The organism is Streptococcus oralis subsp. dentisani, assembly GCF_002096685.1.
Classification (GTDB): Bacteria; Bacillota; Bacilli; order Lactobacillales; family Streptococcaceae; genus Streptococcus; species Streptococcus oralis_AD.
In genome coordinates, this window is the sequence record NZ_NCVA01000040.1 from 188,191 (window position 1) to 204,678 (window position 16,488).

Consider the following 16,488-nt stretch of genomic DNA (forward strand, 5'->3'; position numbering starts at 1 on the left):
ATGACAGAAGTAAAAAGACATGTAGAAATCGCAGGTTATGGTGTTTGCCTTCCCAAGCATACCGTCCAATTCAAAGACCAGACCCGTTATCGTGTAGTTGAAAATGAAGAAACGCAACTCGACTTGGCAGAGGTAGCGATTCAGCGTGCGCTTGAACATGCAAATTTAGATATTAAAGATATCGATTGCCTTGTATCAGCTAGTGCAGTTGGAGTTCAGCCTATTCCTTGTACTGCTGCCTTGATTCATGAGCGCGTGGCAAAAGGACTCTCTATTCCAGCTATGGATATCAATACGACCTGTACCAGCTTTATTTCTGCTCTATCGACTATGTCCCACTTGATCGAGGTGGGCGAATACAATCGTGTCTTGATTGTGTCTAGTGAGGTTGGTAGTTTAGGGCTCAATCCCAAGCAAAAAGAAAGTTTTGAACTCTTTAGTGATGGGGCAGCAGCCTTTATTTTCCAAAAAAGTCATCAGGAAAAAGGGGTCATTGCTAGTCTCCAACGTACTTGGTCAGAAGGAGCTCACGATACGGAAATTCGTGGAGGTCTGACTTCTTTTCAACCAAAAGAGTACTCTGAAGCGACGAAGACCAACTATATGTTTGATATGAAGGGAAAGAAAATCCTCCTCTTGTCTGCTCGTAAAATCCCAGTCATGTTTGAAGAGTTTCAAGAAAAAACACAGCTAACTTTGGCAGACGTGGACTATATCATTCCTCACCAAGCAAGTCGTGCTCTTCCTTTGGTCATGGAAAAACTAGGTGTGGCTGAGAATCAGTACCTCAATCTCGTCACTGACTATGGAAATATGGTGTCAGTATCTGTACCGTTTGGCCTGGCTTATTCTTTGGAGCATGGACTTATCAAGGAGGGAGATGTCGTCTACCTTATGGGGACTGCAGCTGGTATGACGGTCAATATGTTGGCTCTGAAATTGTAACAATTACCTAAACACGGAACGACTGGAACTTGAGCAAAGGCAAAAGGTTGCCATCTACACCTGAACTGAGGTATACTAGTAGAAATATTAGTTTAGCAAGCAGTTAAGGAGAATGTTAGAAAAGAAAGGGGATGTATGACAGCTAGAAAAATGCAGCTACTCATGTCCAAATATGGTTTTAGTATTACCATCATGTTGGCAGAGTTGTTTATCGTCTTTGGTTTATTTCTCTATCTAGGACAGATGGCTCCGATTCTCTGGATTATCCTTGTCATTTTAGTAAGCTTAGCGACTATTGTATCAATTGTCAATCGGTCCATGAATCCTGAAAGCAAGGTGACATGGCTGCTAGTAGCCTTTGTGCCAGTATTTGGTCCCTTGCTCTATATCATGTTTGGAGAACGCCGTTTATCTAAAAAAGAAATGAAACAGCTAAAGCAACTCCAATCAATGGTTGACCGAGAGGACAATAGCAGAGCCCTCCGTTTGGAGTTAAAGGAAGAGGATAAGTCGGCTTACGGAGTCATCAAATCTCTCCTTAGCATGGATACGAATGCGGATGTCTATAATCGAACGGATACCCATTTTTTCCCTTCAGGGGAAAGAATGTGGCGCCAGATGTTGGAGGATCTCAAAAAAGCCGAGAAATTTATCTTTCTCGAATACTATATCATCGAAGAAGGCTTGATGTGGAATAGTATTTTGGGAATTTTGGAAGAAAAGGCTGCTCAAGGAGTAGAAGTCAAACTCCTCTATGATGATATTGGTTGTATGGCAACCTTGCCTGGAGATTACACCATCCAGCTTCGTGGTCGAGGGATTGAAACCCACAAATTTAACAAGGTGATTCCACGCTTGACCGTTGCTTATAACAACCGTGATCACCGTAAAATCATGATTATCGATGGGCAGATTGCCTATACAGGTGGTGTTAATCTGGCGGATGAGTATATCAACCATATCGAACGCTTTGGTTATTGGAAGGATAGCGGTATTCGTCTGGATGGATCAGCAGTCAAGGCTTTTACCAGACTCTTTTTATCCACCTGGTATATCAATCGTGGAGAAATTAGTGACTTTGACCAATACCATCTCGAAAATCAACCTAGAGATGGGATGGGGCTTTGCATTCCTTACAGTAGTGGGCCAAAGCCTATCTACCGAGCCCAAGTTGGAAAAACAGTCTATCAAAACCTTATCAATCAAGCTACAGATTACGTCTATATCACGACACCCTATCTGATCACTGACTATGATCTCACCGAAAGTATCAAAAATGCAGCATTGAGAGGGGTAGATGTGCGAATTGTGACGCCATATATCCCAGATAAGGAGATTATCCAATTGGTTACTCGCGGAGCCTATCCAGATTTGCTATCTGCTGGAGTTCGCATTTACGAGTACAGTCCCGGATTTCTTCATAGCAAGCAAATGCTTGTCGATGGAGAGGTGGCTACTGTGGGAACCATCAATTTTGATTATCGTAGCTTGCTTCACCACTATGAAAATGGCGTTTTGCTTTATAGAACACAGTCTATCATCGATATTGAGAGGGACTTCGAAGAGATTTTTAAAGTTTCTCAAGAAATTTATCCTCACACTATCAAAACCAGCTGGTATCAAAGCCTAATCAAGGAAATTGTCCAGTTGTTTGCACCTATGCTCTAACTATCGACCAAGATCTAGCCCAAGGCTGGATCTTATTTTTTCTTCTTACGAATAGATAGGTAAAGGAGAAAACAATGCTCAATCTAGAAGATGAAGATTTTTTTAAAGAGTATAAAGCTAGTAGGTTACATCGTTTTCGTGAAATCGAACGCTTTGCGATATTGGATAAGAAATTAAGCAAATATCAATCCCAAGCTGACATTCCTGTAAGATTTTGATATACTAAAACAGATAAACTTAGAGGAGAAATTGAATGAACGTATACGGGAAAATAGATGAGAAACAAGAAGAATCTCATTACCAAGACTGGTCAGTGCCAGAGAAACGAGAAGGAGCTCCCATTCCCTTTTTTAGTATTTTGCTTTGGAGTTTAGTGGCCACAGCCATTTCGGTTGCCCTGCCTTTTATTTTTGGTTTAGTCAGTCCGCAACAAACTCAGGATCTTTATACCGGTTGGGCCTTGCATCAAAATGGTCAAATGTATACAGATTATTTTGGGACGGAGGGATTGCTCTATTATGTGCTAACCTACCTTTTTCAAGGCAGTATTCTGATTGCTTTGGTTGAGTGGTTGGCCTTGTTTGGAGCAGGTGTTTTTCTTTTTAAGGCTGCGGATACTCTTATCGGCCAAGAAAAGGAAGCGAAGCGAGTTGTCTTTATTTTATACTTGCTTGTAGCGGGCCTCGCTTTTGGTGGCGGTTATGCTCTTTTGCTAGCCCTGCCTTTCCTATTTTATGCCCTGAGCGTCGTTACAAATTATCTCGCCTTTCCAAAGGACGACAAAGGATTTGTACGAGTGGGGATGAGCCTTGCTCTCGCTTTCTTCCTTGCGCCAATCCCAACCGCCTTGTTTGCGGCTGTACTGGCCTTGGGGATTATCGGCTTTAATCTAGGCAAAGGTCACTTTGTTCATGGTCTATATCAGTTCTTTGCGTCAGCCCTAGGATTTTCACTCTTATTCTATCCTTTAGGCTACTATACAGTGTGGACAGGTAGTTTTGGGGATGCCATTAGTCAGACCTTGTATCCGGTAAATACTTTTAGCCTCTTTTCAAACTCGCATTTGCTTGAAAATGCAGCCTTCTACGGCTTACTTGCCATTGGGCTAGGTTCCCTTAGTTTGCTCTTTGCAGGTTTGTTCCAGTCAAAACCAGCCAAGCAATATGCCTTATCGATTGCTGCTAGCTTGGGATTGTTGGTTTCTTTGGGAATCTTGATTCTCTCTAATGAACCTGTCAACGGTACTCGTCTCGCTATTCTCCTTCCTTTCTTGGTCTTGCTCCTTCTGACAGGAATCAAGGAAGATGTTTCTGAGGGAGGGAGTCGTCGTAGAAGAAGACGTGAGAAACAAACTTCTTTCCTTAAAGGAAATTTCTATCTACCATTGATTGCCCTTGCCTACCTTATTGTTCTTCCTATCGTGAGTCGCTACCTTTCGCACCCAGCGACTTATCAGGAGAGAGAACGTCTTGCTAGCGTGGTCAAACAACAAACGAGTTCTGAGGATCGTGTCTATGCTTGGGATGATCGTCCAGATTTCTACCGTACAAGTGAACGCTTGGCGCCGACTTCTCTATCAACTCCAACACTTTATACTGCAAGCGATGAAAATAAAACCAAACTGATGAATGACCTGAAAGAGAATCAACCGAAGATGATTGTGGTCAATCAAAAAGTTACCTTGTGGTCAGATGTAGAGAGCTGGCTCAGTGAAAACTATGAGCTTGTTCAGACAGATACTATCGAGTTTAAACTTTATAAATCAAAATAACAAAAATCAATATCTTGTGGAATTTTAAAAATTTTAGGATTTTTAACACAAGATATTGATTTTTATTTTTAGAGTGGTATAATACTTCATAGAACAACATTTTAGAAAAGAGCATGGATATGATTGTATTAGAAGAAAAGCTTGCAACCGTTCCCACCTTGTTCGTTGAAAAACGAGATGGTAGACGTGTGGTGTTTGATGTAGACAAGATTGACAAGGCTCTCCACAAGGCGGCGGAAAAGGTTATGGACCTTACGCCTCTAGTAGAAAAACGCCTAAATGGTCTAGTTGAAAGAATCGTGACTGAAATTCACAGTCGCTTCCCTCAAGGTGTCAAGATTTACGAAATTCAAAATGTCGTAGAACATGAACTCCTTGAAGCCAAAGAGTATGCGCTGGCTGAGGAGTATATCACTTATCGGACACAAAGGGATTTTGAGCGCTCAAAAGCGACAGATATAAACTTTAGTATCCATAAACTTCTCAATAAAGATCAAGCAGTTGTTAATGAAAATGCTAATAAAGACAGCGATGTCTTCAACACCCAACGTGATTTGACAGCAGGGATTGTTGGGAAATCAATCGGGCTACAAATGCTTCCTAAGCACGTAGCTAATGCTCACCAAAAAGGGGATATCCACTATCATGACTTGGACTACAGCCCCTACACTCCGATGACCAACTGCTGTTTGATTGATTTTAAAGGCATGCTGGAAAATGGTTTTAAGATTGGCAATGCAGAGGTAGAGAGTCCCAAGTCTATCCAGACTGCGACAGCTCAAATTTCACAAATCATCGCTAATGTTGCTTCTAGCCAGTACGGGGGTTGCTCAGCTGACCGTATCGATGAAGTCTTGGCTCCGTATGCGGAGAAGAATTACCAAAAACACCTCAAAGATGCGGAAGAGTGGGTCTTGCCTGAGAAACGGGAAGATTATGCTTGGAAGAAAACCCAAAAAGACATCTACGATGCCATGCAATCTCTCGAGTATGAAATCAACACTCTCTTCACTTCAAATGGCCAAACACCTTTTACTTCGCTCGGTTTTGGTCTGGGAACCAATCGTTTTGAGCGTGAAATTCAAAAAGCTATTTTAACCATTCGTATCAAGGGTCTTGGATCAGAACATCGTACAGCCATCTTCCCTAAACTCATCTTTACGTTGAAAAGAGGCCTTAACTTGGAAGAAGGGACTCCGAACTATGACATCAAACAGTTGGCTCTCGAGTGTGCAACCAAGCGGATGTACCCTGATGTCTTGTCCTATGATAAGATTATCGAGCTGACAGGTTCTTTCAAGGTTCCTATGGGCTGTCGCTCCTTCCTCCAAGGCTGGAAAGATGAAAATGGTGTTGAGGTCAATTCAGGTCGGATGAATCTAGGTGTTGTGACGGTCAATCTGCCTCGTATCGCCCTCGAGTCTGAGGGGGATTTGAATAAGTTTTGGGAAATCTTCAATGAGCGGATGAATATCGCAGAAGATGCTCTGGTTTACCGTGTTGAACGGACCAAGGAAGCAACACCAGCGAATGCCCCTATCCTCTATCAGTACGGAGCCTTCGGTCGCCGTCTCGGAAAAGAAGAAAGTGTTGACCAACTCTTTAAGAATCGCCGTGCGACAGTTTCGCTGGGCTACATCGGTTTGTACGAAGTGGCTACAGTCTTCTTTGGAAATAGCTGGGAAAGCAATCCTGAAGCCAAGGAATTCACACTGGATATTATTCGTGATATGAAACGTCGTGTGGAAGAGTGGTCTGACCAATATGGTTACCATTTCTCTATCTACTCCACACCGTCTGAAAGTCTGACAGACCGCTTCTGTCGCTTGGATACAGAGAAGTTCGGCTCTATTCCTGACATCACGGACAAGGAATACTACACCAACTCTTTCCACTACGATGTTCGTAAAAATCCAACACCGTTTGAAAAATTAGACTTTGAGAAAGTTTACCCAGAAGCAGGTGCGTCAGGTGGTTTTATCCATTATTGTGAGTATCCAGTTCTTCAACAAAATCCTAAAGCCTTGGAAGCTGTTTGGGACTATGCCTATGACCGTGTCGGTTATCTAGGGACCAATACTCCGATTGATCGTTGCTACAAGTGCGACTTTGAAGGGGATTTTGAACCAACTGAGCGAGGATTCGCTTGTCCCAACTGTGGCAATAGCGACCCTAAAACAGTAGACGTGGTCAAACGTACGTGTGGTTATCTGGGAAATCCTCAAGCGCGTCCGATGGTTAATGGACGCCACAAGGAAATCGCTGCGCGTGTCAAACACATGAATGGCTCTACTATCAAAACAGCTGGACATGAAGTAACAAATTAGAAGGAAACGGAATGGGGAAATACCAATTAGACGATAAGGGACGCGCACAAGTGACCCGTTATCACGAGAAACACTCGAAAGGTGGAACAGGTAAAAAAGAACGCTTGCTCAACCTCAGAGAACAGTTTTTAAACAAGAAAAAGAAAAAATAAAAGTGAGAGTCTGCTCTCACTTTTCTCTTAGGTGGGAGGGAAATATGGAACTACGCAGACCAAGTTTGGAAGATAAAGAAGCGATTTTAGAGATGATGGCAGAGTTTGAACAAGCACAGTCCCCTCACGACGGTGGATTTTGGGATGCTGAGAATTTTGTTTATGAAGAGTGGTTGGAAACAAATATGCAAAAAGAGATGGGAATAAACTTGCCTGAAAATCGTGTTCCTTCTATTCAATTTGTATCATTTGATGATGTAGGTCGTGCTCTAGGATTTTTGAATCTGCGATTGAAACTAAATGAGGGCTTGCTGAATCATGCTGGCCATATTGGCTACTCCATCCGCCCATCTGAAAGAGGCAAAGGTTATGCCAAAGAAGCCCTCAGACAAGGCCTGCAAGTTGCCAAGGAAAAGAACATCAAAAAAGCACTTGTGACCTGTAGTACGGAAAATCCTGCTAGTAGGGCGGTGATTGTGGCAAATGGTGGGGTGTTTGAGGATGTTCGCAATGGTGTAGAACGTTACTGGATAGATTTGGAGTAAAAGGATGACATGGAATACACCAAAACCAGGTGAATGGAAAAGTGAGGAGCTTAGTAAAGGGCGAATCATTGATTACAAGGCTTTTAATTTTGTCGATGGAGAAGGCGTGCGCAATTCTCTTTATGTATCAGGTTGCATGTTTCGCTGCGAGGGATGCTATAATGTTGCGACTTGGTCTTTCAACGCAGGCATTCCCTATACGGCAGAATTAGAAGAACAAATCATGGAAGACCTTGCCCAACCCTATGTTCAAGGTTTGACCTTGCTAGGAGGAGAACCCTTTCTTAATACGGGCATTCTCTTGCCTCTCGTTAAGCGCATTCGAAAGGAATTACCAGAAAAAGACATCTGGTCCTGGACGGGTTATACTTGGGAAGAAATGATGCTGGAGACTCCAGATAAACTGGAACTCTTATCATTGATTGACATCCTTGTCGATGGACGGTATGATAAAAGCAAACGCAATCTTATGCTCCAGTTTCGAGGTTCGTCCAATCAACGGATTATCGATGTGCAAAAATCCCTCAAAAGTGGGCAAGTGGTGATTTGGGACAAGCTTAATGACGGAAAAGAAAGCTATGAACAGGTGAAGAGAGAATGAAGAAAAAAGACCTGATAGAACAACTGGTTTCAGAGATCGAAACGGGAAGAATTAGGACGCTAGGGATCTACGGTCATGGGGCTTCGGGCAAGTCAAGCTTCGCTCAGGAATTACATCAAGCTCTAGATTCTACTACAGTAAATTTACTAGAAACAGATCCTTATATCACCTCAGAACGTCACCTGGTAGTACCAAAGCAAGCGCCAGATCAAAAGGTGACGGCTTGTCTCCCGGTGGCGCATGAACTGGCAAGTTTACAGAGAGATATTCTCGCCTTGCAGGCAGGTATGGATGTCTTAACAATCGATGAACCGTGGAGGGCTAGCGAGGTCTTATCTGGAGCCAAACCGATTCTGATTGTTGAAGGGATGTCTGTGGGCTTTCTACCCGAGAAACTCTTTGACAAAACCATCTGTTTCTACACGGATGAAGAAACAGAATTAAAGAGGCGTCTAGCTCGAGATACGACTATGAGGAATCGAGATGCTTCCTTTGTGTTAGCTAGCCATCAGATGAGACGGGAGCAGTATCTGCGATACTATAGAGAAAACGAGTCTAAAGCAGATATCTTAGTGGATCAATCAGAAAATAAATTCAAAGTCAAAATGACTCGTATTATATAGAAGAAAAGGTAGTTTTTTATAGATGTAAATCCGTAATTTTGGAAAGATAAAAAGAGAAAACAGTTTCATCTTAAAAAAACGGAAAAAGCTCACAAATCCCTTGCAATCGCAGGGGCTTTGTGTTATTCTACCGTGGTGCTGTAAATCACATCTTTAGCTGTGATGCAAGAGGTTGTGACCACGATTGGATACACTGCCACACAACGCGCGTCGATTTCCTATTTTTGCTTTGAGTTTGAATCCCTTTATGTCTTAGACTTGAGCACAAAAAATGTTCGTTAAAAACTTTCCAGACTATATCAATAAGAATTGGAAGGATGGTCTTGGTTGAAGCCTGCATTGTTTTTCAGCTCTGGTTGAGACCGGTAAATTGAACGTTTTGTTTGTTATAGGCACCGTTTTTTCTGGGAAAAGGGAGTTGATAGTGAATGGTCTGATATATCCTATACGCAAAGAATGCTATTTCATTTTGTTGCGTGAATTAGCCTCTTGGTAGCTAGAAAGTTTAGAGCTGAGGTTGATTGCTAGTCAGTCACCTTAGAAGTGAAAGTAAAAGGAGCGAAGGAATGTTTTTAAAAATAATCAGTAGTATCTCTACAAATAATTTCCAAGATCCAAACATGATGGAAAAAATTAGCCATCTATGGCAGGAGCACCAGAAAGAAGTAGAGGAGGCATTTGCCCAAGGGCTTCCGATTTATGCAGTCTATCATGATTATGTCAGCGACTACAAGGGGGATTACAGCTTGTCGCTCTGTAGTCTATCCGATAAAGAAGACTGGGATTTTGACACTTCAGAACAAACCTACCAAGTATTTGAGGTGGATACAAGTGATTCAAAAGGGTTTCTCCATACCTGGCAACAAATTTGGCAGGCAGAAGAAGCAAGAGAACTGCAACGTCAGTATAGTATTGATTTTGAAAAATATGATCCAGATCAGACAGTATCTATCTTTATCGCCACCCCCAAAAATGGGTAAATTGTCAAACTATGTTTTATTTACGAAAGAGGATCAGAACATACTCTAGTAACTTAGGTTAGTAAAAAAACGAAAAAAAGCTCACAAATCCCTTGCAATCGCAGGGGCTTTGTGTTATTCTATTATGGTGCTGTAAATTACAGCTTTAGCTTTGATGCAAGAGGTTGCGACACGCTCGGTTGCATTGCCACGCAACGCGCGTCGGTTTTCTTGTGGAGCTAGCCTATTATCTTAAATAGACGAAAAGGAGAAAAAGATGGCAAACAAAAAAATCCGTATCCGTTTGAAAGCTTACGAACACCGTACGCTTGACACAGCGGCTGCAAAAATCGTAGAATCAGCTACTCGTACAGGTGCACAAGTTGCGGGTCCAATCCCACTTCCAACTGAGCGTAGCCTCTACACAATTATTCGTGCGACTCACAAATACAAAGACTCTCGCGAACAATTTGAAATGCGTACACACAAACGTTTGATCGATATCGTTAACCCAACTCAAAAAACAGTTGATGCGTTGATGAAATTGGATCTTCCAAGTGGTGTAAACGTAGAAATCAAACTTTAATCTAAAATATAAAAGAGCAGAGGCTGGTGTTTCAATTTAATTGAACACGGGCTAAACTCGGTGTGAAAAAGATAAACTTCCTAGTGTCTGTTAGACACTGCGTCAGTTTCCTATTTTCACTTTGAGTTTGACGCCCTTTGTATCTTAGACTTGAGCATGAAAAACGCTCGTTAAAAACTTTTTGAATAAAAAATATAGAAAAGGAACTATTTTCTCATGACAAAAGGAATCTTAGGGAAAAAAGTGGGAATGACTCAAATCTTCACTGAAGCTGGCGAATTGATCCCTGTAACAGTTATTGAAGCAACTCCAAACGTTGTTCTTCAAGTTAAAACTGTAGAAACAGACGGATATAACGCTATCCAAGTTGGTTTCGATGACAAACGCGAAGTATTGAGCAACAAACCTGCTAAAGGACATGTAGCGAAAGCTAACACGGCTCCTAAGCGCTTCATTCGTGAATTCAAAAACGTTGAAGGCTTGGAAGTTGGTGCTGAAATCACAGTTGAAACATTCGCAGCTGGAGACGTTGTTGACGTAACTGGTACTTCTAAAGGTAAAGGTTTCCAAGGTGTTATCAAACGCCACGGACAATCACGTGGACCAATGGCTCACGGTTCTCGTTACCACCGTCGTCCAGGTTCTATGGGACCTGTTGCACCTAACCGCGTGTTCAAAGGTAAAAACCTTGCAGGACGTATGGGTGGCGACCGCGTAACAATTCAAAACCTTGAAGTTGTACAAGTTGTTCCAGAAAAGAACGTTATTCTTATCAAAGGTAACGTACCAGGTGCTAAGAAATCTCTTATCACTATCAAATCAGCAGTTAAAGCTGGTAAATAATAAAGAAAGGGGAAATCAGTCACAATGGCAAACGTAACATTATTTGACCAAACTGGTAAAGAAGCTGGCCAAGTTGTTCTTAACGATGCAGTATTTGGTATTGAACCAAATGAATCAGTTGTGTTTGATGTGATCATCAGCCAACGCGCAAGCCTTCGTCAAGGAACACACGCTGTTAAAAACCGCTCTGCAGTATCAGGTGGTGGACGCAAACCATGGCGTCAAAAAGGAACTGGACGTGCTCGTCAAGGTTCTATCCGCTCACCACAATGGCGTGGTGGTGGTGTTGTCTTCGGACCAACTCCACGTTCATACGGCTACAAACTTCCACAAAAAGTTCGTCGCCTAGCTCTTAAATCAGTTTACTCTGAAAAAGTTGCTGAAAACAAATTCGTAGCTGTAGACGCTCTTTCATTTACAGCTCCAAAAACTGCTGAATTTGCAAAAGTTCTTGCAGCATTGAGCATCGATTCTAAAGTTCTTGTTATCCTTGAAGAAGGAAATGAATTCGCAGCTCTTTCAGCTCGTAACCTTCCAAACGTGAAAGTTGCAACTGCTACAACTGCAAGTGTTCTTGACATCGCAAATAGCGACAAACTTCTTGTCACACAAGCAGCTATCTCTAAAATCGAGGAGGTTCTTGCATAATGAATTTGTATGATGTTATCAAAAAACCTGTCATCACTGAAAGCTCAATGGCTCAACTTGAAGCAGGAAAATATGTATTTGAAGTTGACACTCGTGCACACAAACTTTTGATCAAGCAAGCTGTTGAAGCTGCTTTCGAAGGTGTTAAAGTTGCCAACGTTAACACAATCAACGTAAAACCAAAAGCAAAACGTGTTGGACGTTACACTGGTTTTACTAACAAAACTAAAAAAGCTATCATCACACTTACAGCTGATTCAAAAGCAATCGAGTTGTTCGCTGCTGAAGCTGAATAATCTAAGGAGGAAATATCGTGGGAATTCGTGTTTATAAACCAACAACAAACGGTCGCCGTAATATGACTTCTTTGGATTTCGCTGAAATCACAACAAGCACTCCTGAAAAATCATTGCTTGTTGCTTTGAAGAGCAAGGCTGGTCGTAACAACAACGGTCGTATCACTGTTCGTCACCAAGGTGGTGGACACAAACGTTTCTACCGTTTGGTTGACTTCAAACGTAACAAAGACAACGTTGAAGCAGTTGTTAAAACTATCGAGTACGATCCAAACCGTTCTGCAAACATCGCTCTTGTACACTACACTGACGGTGTGAAAGCATACATCATCGCTCCAAAAGGTCTTGAAGTTGGTCAACGTATCGTTTCAGGTCCTGAAGCAGATATCAAAGTCGGAAACGCTCTTCCACTTGCTAACATCCCAGTTGGTACTTTGATCCACAACATCGAATTGAAACCTGGTCGTGGTGGAGAATTGGTACGTGCAGCTGGAGCTTCTGCTCAAGTATTGGGTCAAGAAGGTAAATACGTTCTTGTTCGTCTTCAATCTGGCGAAGTACGTATGATCCTTGGAACTTGTCGTGCTACAGTTGGTGTTGTCGGAAACGAACAACATGGACTTGTAAATCTTGGTAAAGCAGGACGTAGCCGTTGGAAAGGTATCCGCCCAACAGTTCGTGGTTCTGTAATGAACCCTAACGATCACCCACACGGTGGTGGTGAAGGTAAAGCACCAGTTGGTCGTAAAGCGCCATCTACTCCATGGGGCAAACCTGCTCTTGGTCTTAAAACTCGTAACAAGAAAGCGAAATCTGACAAACTTATCGTTCGTCGTCGCAACGAGAAATAATAGTAAACTAGTCGCCTAAGCAACTAGGAAATCCGCCAGCTCGGTAGCGCTCCATGTGAGCGCAAGCCGCTGTGGTACAACATTTAAAGGAGAAAAAATAAAAATGGGACGCAGTCTTAAAAAAGGACCTTTCGTCGATGAGCATTTGATGAAAAAAGTTGAAGCTCAAGCTAACGACGAAAAGAAAAAAGTTATCAAAACTTGGTCACGTCGTTCAACGATCTTCCCAAGTTTCATTGGTTACACTATTGCAGTTTATGACGGACGTAAACACGTACCTGTTTACATCCAAGAAGACATGGTAGGTCACAAACTTGGTGAATTTGCACCAACTCGTACTTACAAAGGCCACGCTGCAGACGACAAGAAAACACGTAGAAAATAAGGAGAACATAAATGGCAGAAATTACTTCAGCTAAAGCAATGGCTCGTACAGTACGTGTTTCACCTCGTAAATCACGTCTTGTTCTTGACAACATCCGTGGTAAAAGCGTAGCCGATGCTATTGCAATCTTGACATTCACACCAAACAAAGCTGCTGAAATCATCTTGAAAGTTTTGAATTCAGCTGTAGCTAACGCTGAAAACAACTTTGGTTTGGACAAAGCTAACTTGGTAGTATCTGAAGCATTCGCAAACGAAGGACCAACTATGAAACGTTTCCGTCCACGTGCGAAAGGTTCAGCTTCACCAATCAACAAACGTACAGCTCACATCACTGTAGCTGTTGCAGAAAAATAAGGAGGTAAAATCGTGGGTCAAAAAGTACATCCAATTGGTATGCGTGTCGGCATCATCCGTGATTGGGATGCCAAATGGTATGCTGAAAAAGAATACGCGGATTACCTTCATGAAGATCTTGCAATCCGTAAATTCGTTCAAAAAGAACTTGCTGACGCAGCAGTTTCAACTATCGAAATCGAACGCGCAGTAAACAAAGTTAACGTTTCGCTTCACACTGCTAAACCAGGTATGGTTATCGGTAAAGGTGGTGCTAACGTTGATGCACTCCGTGCAAAACTTAACAAATTGACTGGAAAACAAGTACACATCAACATCATCGAAATCAAACAACCTGATTTGGATGCTCACCTTGTAGGTGAAGGAATTGCTCGTCAATTGGAGCAACGTGTCGCTTTCCGTCGTGCACAAAAACAAGCAATCCAACGTGCAATGCGTGCTGGAGCTAAAGGAATCAAAACTCAAGTATCAGGTCGTTTGAACGGTGCAGATATCGCCCGTGCTGAAGGATACTCTGAAGGAACTGTTCCACTTCACACACTTCGTGCAGATATCGATTACGCTTGGGAAGAAGCAGATACTACATACGGTAAACTTGGTGTTAAAGTATGGATCTACCGTGGTGAAGTTCTTCCGGCTCGTAAAAACACTAAAGGAGGTAAATAACCAATGTTAGTACCTAAACGTGTTAAACACCGTCGTGAATTCCGTGGAAAAATGCGCGGTGAAGCAAAAGGTGGAAAAGAAGTAGCATTCGGTGAATACGGTCTTCAAGCTACAACTAGCCACTGGATCACTAACCGCCAAATCGAAGCTGCTCGTATCGCCATGACTCGTTACATGAAACGTGGTGGTAAAGTTTGGATTAAAATCTTCCCACACAAATCATACACTGCTAAAGCTATCGGTGTGCGTATGGGATCTGGTAAAGGGGCACCTGAAGGTTGGGTAGCACCAGTTAAACGTGGTAAAGTGATGTTCGAAATCGCTGGTGTATCTGAAGAAATCGCTCGCGAAGCGCTTCGTCTTGCAAGCCACAAATTGCCAGTTAAATGTAAATTCGTAAAACGTGAAGCAGAATAAGGAGAAGGCATGAAACTTAATGAAGTAAAAGAATTTGTTAAAGAACTTCGTGGTCTTTCTCAAGAAGAACTCGCGAAGCGCGAAAACGAATTGAAAAAAGAATTGTTTGAACTTCGTTTCCAAGCTGCTACTGGTCAATTGGAACAAACAGCTCGCTTGAAAGAAGTTAAAAAACAAATCGCTCGTATCAAAACAGTTCAATCTGAAGCGAAATAATAGACTAGGGAAGGAGAAATTTCAATGGAACGCAATAATCGTAAAGTTCTTGTTGGACGTGTTGTATCTGACAAAATGGACAAGACAATCACAGTTGTAGTTGAAACAAAACGTAACCACCCAGTCTATGGTAAACGTATTAACTACTCTAAGAAATACAAAGCACATGATGAAAACAATGTTGCCAAAGAAGGCGATATCGTACGTATCATGGAAACTCGTCCGCTTTCAGCTACAAAACGTTTCCGTCTTGTAGAAGTTGTTGAAGAAGCGGTCATCATCTAATCAAACCTGAAAGGAGAAAACTGAAATGATTCAAACAGAAACTCGTTTGAAAGTCGCAGACAACAGCGGTGCGCGCGAAATCTTGACTATCAAAGTTCTTGGTGGTTCAGGACGTAAATTTGCAAACATCGGTGATGTTATCGTGGCATCTGTAAAACAAGCTACTCCTGGTGGTGCGGTTAAAAAAGGTGACGTTGTAAAAGCTGTTATCGTTCGTACTAAATCAGGTGCTCGTCGTGCTGATGGTTCATACATCAAGTTTGACGAAAACGCAGCAGTTATCATCCGTGAAGACAAAACTCCTCGCGGAACACGTATCTTTGGCCCAGTTGCACGTGAATTGCGTGAAGGTGGCTTCATGAAGATCGTGTCACTTGCTCCAGAAGTACTTTAATTTTAAAAAAACAAACTAGTCCCCTGGATTTACCTCCAGGGTGCCCTTATGGGCGTAAGAAAAATCAAGGAGAAACCTAATGTTTGTAAAAAAAGGCGACAAAGTTCGCGTAATCGCTGGTAAAGATAAGGGAACAGAAGCTGTTGTCCTTACTGCCCTTCCAAAAGTAAACAAAGTTATCGTTGAAGGTGTAAACATCGTTAAGAAACACCAACGTCCAACTAATGATCTTCCTCAAGGTGGTATCATCGAGAAAGAAGCAGCTATCCACGTATCAAACGTTCAAGTATTGGACAAAAATGGTGTGGCTGGTCGTGTTGGTTACAAATTTGTAGACGGTAAAAAAGTTCGCTACAACAAAAAATCAGGCGAAGTGCTTGATTAATCACGAAGGAAAGGAGAAGTATAATGGCAAATCGTTTAAAAGAAAAATATCTTAATGAAGTAGTTCCTGCTTTGACAGAACAATTCAACTACTCATCAGTGATGGCTGTGCCTAAAGTAGATAAGATCGTTTTGAACATGGGTGTTGGTGAAGCTGTATCAAATGCTAAAAGTCTTGAAAAAGCTGCTGAAGAATTAGCACTTATCTCAGGTCAAAAACCACTTATCACTAAAGCTAAAAAATCAATCGCCGGCTTCCGTCTTCGTGAAGGTGTTGCGATCGGTGCAAAAGTTACCCTTCGTGGTGAACGTATGTACGAATTCTTGGATAAATTGGTTTCAGTTTCACTTCCACGTGTGCGCGACTTCCACGGTGTTCCAACAAAGTCATTTGACGGACGCGGGAACTACACACTTGGTGTGAAAGAACAATTGATCTTCCCAGAAATCAACTTTGATGACGTTGACAAAACTCGTGGTCTTGACATCGTTATCGTAACAACTGCTAACACTGACGAAGAGTCACGTGCATTGCTTACAGGCCTTGGAATGCCTTTTGCAAAATAATAT

24 protein-coding genes are annotated in these 16,488 nt (G+C 42.1%); all 24 read left to right on the top strand.

Translation table 11 applies throughout. The annotated features are described in order from the left end of the window. The 24 genes from B7705_RS05405 to rplE all read left to right on the top strand — a co-directional run bounded on the left by B7705_RS05405 (position 1) and on the right by rplE (position 16,485). Complete coding sequence (locus B7705_RS05405) at positions 1 to 945, top strand: 3-oxoacyl-[acyl-carrier-protein] synthase III C-terminal domain-containing protein (protein ID WP_084948339.1); 945 nt, start codon at positions 1 to 3, stop codon at positions 943 to 945. 135 nt (positions 946 to 1,080) lie between these two features. Next, complete coding sequence (gene cls, locus B7705_RS05410) at positions 1,081 to 2,613, top strand: cardiolipin synthase (protein ID WP_084948341.1); 1,533 nt, start codon at positions 1,081 to 1,083, stop codon at positions 2,611 to 2,613. 74 nt (positions 2,614 to 2,687) lie between these two features. Beyond that, the gene (locus B7705_RS09815; RefSeq protein ID WP_162837248.1) at positions 2,688 to 2,831 is read left to right on the top strand and encodes a hypothetical protein; all 144 of its coding nucleotides are present in this window, start codon (positions 2,688 to 2,690) and stop codon (positions 2,829 to 2,831) included. Positions 2,832 to 2,866: 35 nt separating this feature from the next. Beyond that, positions 2,867 to 4,384, top strand: a complete 1,518-nt coding sequence (locus B7705_RS05415) for a damage-inducible protein CinA (protein ID WP_084948343.1) — start codon at positions 2,867 to 2,869, stop codon at positions 4,382 to 4,384. A gap of 119 nt (positions 4,385 to 4,503) precedes the next feature. Beyond that, entirely contained in the window at positions 4,504 to 6,711 is a 2,208-nt protein-coding gene (gene nrdD / locus B7705_RS05420; RefSeq protein WP_042902996.1) for an anaerobic ribonucleoside-triphosphate reductase, read from the top strand. 11 nt (positions 6,712 to 6,722) lie between these two features. After that, the gene (locus tag B7705_RS09820; RefSeq protein ID WP_000521624.1) at positions 6,723 to 6,863 is read left to right on the top strand and encodes a hypothetical protein; all 141 of its coding nucleotides are present in this window, start codon (positions 6,723 to 6,725) and stop codon (positions 6,861 to 6,863) included. 44 nt (positions 6,864 to 6,907) lie between these two features. Further along, positions 6,908 to 7,408, top strand: a complete 501-nt coding sequence (locus B7705_RS05430) for a GNAT family N-acetyltransferase (RefSeq protein WP_084948345.1) — start codon at positions 6,908 to 6,910, stop codon at positions 7,406 to 7,408. 4 nt (positions 7,409 to 7,412) lie between these two features. Next, positions 7,413 to 8,009: an anaerobic ribonucleoside-triphosphate reductase activating protein gene (gene nrdG, locus B7705_RS05435; RefSeq protein WP_084948346.1), complete on the top strand. Its 597-nt coding sequence runs from the start codon at positions 7,413 to 7,415 to the stop codon at positions 8,007 to 8,009. Continuing rightward, positions 8,006 to 8,632 (top strand): uridine kinase family protein, encoded by a 627-nt coding sequence (locus B7705_RS05440; protein WP_084948348.1) that lies wholly within the window; start codon positions 8,006 to 8,008, stop codon positions 8,630 to 8,632. Before nrdG ends, B7705_RS05440 begins: the two co-directional genes overlap by 4 nt. Before the next feature lie 566 nt (positions 8,633 to 9,198). After that, positions 9,199 to 9,612, top strand: coding sequence for an effector binding domain-containing protein (locus B7705_RS05445; protein ID WP_044021470.1), 414 nt, complete (start codon positions 9,199 to 9,201; stop codon positions 9,610 to 9,612). Positions 9,613 to 9,868: 256 nt separating this feature from the next. Continuing rightward, positions 9,869 to 10,177: a 30S ribosomal protein S10 gene (rpsJ, locus tag B7705_RS05450; protein WP_001284513.1), complete on the top strand. Its 309-nt coding sequence runs from the start codon at positions 9,869 to 9,871 to the stop codon at positions 10,175 to 10,177. A gap of 216 nt (positions 10,178 to 10,393) precedes the next feature. After that, positions 10,394 to 11,020, top strand: coding sequence for a 50S ribosomal protein L3 (gene rplC / locus B7705_RS05455; protein WP_000160197.1), 627 nt, complete (start codon positions 10,394 to 10,396; stop codon positions 11,018 to 11,020). Positions 11,021 to 11,044: 24 nt separating this feature from the next. Further along, positions 11,045 to 11,668 (top strand): 50S ribosomal protein L4, encoded by a 624-nt coding sequence (gene rplD, locus B7705_RS05460; protein WP_000024537.1) that lies wholly within the window; start codon positions 11,045 to 11,047, stop codon positions 11,666 to 11,668. Continuing rightward, the gene (locus B7705_RS05465) at positions 11,668 to 11,964 is read left to right on the top strand and encodes a 50S ribosomal protein L23 (protein WP_001055347.1); all 297 of its coding nucleotides are present in this window, start codon (positions 11,668 to 11,670) and stop codon (positions 11,962 to 11,964) included. The genes rplD and B7705_RS05465 overlap by 1 nt, the downstream gene beginning before the upstream one ends. Positions 11,965 to 11,981: 17 nt before the next feature. Next, on the top strand, positions 11,982 to 12,815 hold the full coding sequence (rplB, locus tag B7705_RS05470; protein WP_000512910.1) for a 50S ribosomal protein L2: 834 nt from the start codon (positions 11,982 to 11,984) through the stop codon (positions 12,813 to 12,815). Positions 12,816 to 12,918: 103 nt separating this feature from the next. Continuing rightward, positions 12,919 to 13,200: a 30S ribosomal protein S19 gene (gene rpsS / locus B7705_RS05475; protein ID WP_000533766.1), complete on the top strand. Its 282-nt coding sequence runs from the start codon at positions 12,919 to 12,921 to the stop codon at positions 13,198 to 13,200. An 11-nt stretch (positions 13,201 to 13,211) separates the two neighbouring features. Next, positions 13,212 to 13,556 (top strand): 50S ribosomal protein L22, encoded by a 345-nt coding sequence (rplV, locus tag B7705_RS05480; protein WP_000818137.1) that lies wholly within the window; start codon positions 13,212 to 13,214, stop codon positions 13,554 to 13,556. Positions 13,557 to 13,568: 12 nt separating this feature from the next. Further along, complete coding sequence (rpsC, locus tag B7705_RS05485) at positions 13,569 to 14,222, top strand: 30S ribosomal protein S3 (RefSeq protein WP_000529936.1); 654 nt, start codon at positions 13,569 to 13,571, stop codon at positions 14,220 to 14,222. Positions 14,223 to 14,225: 3 nt separating this feature from the next. Next, entirely contained in the window at positions 14,226 to 14,639 is a 414-nt protein-coding gene (rplP, locus tag B7705_RS05490) for a 50S ribosomal protein L16 (RefSeq protein WP_000960946.1), read from the top strand. A 9-nt stretch (positions 14,640 to 14,648) separates the two neighbouring features. Beyond that, a complete protein-coding gene (gene rpmC, locus B7705_RS05495) occupies positions 14,649 to 14,855 on the top strand; it encodes a 50S ribosomal protein L29 (protein WP_000772918.1) in 207 nt (68 codons plus the stop codon). 24 nt (positions 14,856 to 14,879) lie between these two features. Beyond that, on the top strand, positions 14,880 to 15,140 hold the full coding sequence (rpsQ, locus tag B7705_RS05500) for a 30S ribosomal protein S17 (RefSeq protein WP_000440801.1): 261 nt from the start codon (positions 14,880 to 14,882) through the stop codon (positions 15,138 to 15,140). Between the two features lie 25 nt (positions 15,141 to 15,165). Further along, a complete protein-coding gene (gene rplN, locus B7705_RS05505) occupies positions 15,166 to 15,534 on the top strand; it encodes a 50S ribosomal protein L14 (RefSeq protein ID WP_000616545.1) in 369 nt (122 codons plus the stop codon). A 79-nt stretch (positions 15,535 to 15,613) separates the two neighbouring features. Next, positions 15,614 to 15,919 (top strand): 50S ribosomal protein L24, encoded by a 306-nt coding sequence (rplX, locus tag B7705_RS05510; protein WP_000497690.1) that lies wholly within the window; start codon positions 15,614 to 15,616, stop codon positions 15,917 to 15,919. A 23-nt stretch (positions 15,920 to 15,942) separates the two neighbouring features. Continuing rightward, positions 15,943 to 16,485 carry a 50S ribosomal protein L5 gene (rplE, locus tag B7705_RS05515; protein WP_000013542.1) on the top strand — a complete coding sequence of 181 codons (543 nt, stop codon included), beginning with the start codon at positions 15,943 to 15,945 and terminating at the stop codon, positions 16,483 to 16,485. The last annotated feature ends 3 nt before the right edge of the window (positions 16,486 to 16,488 follow it).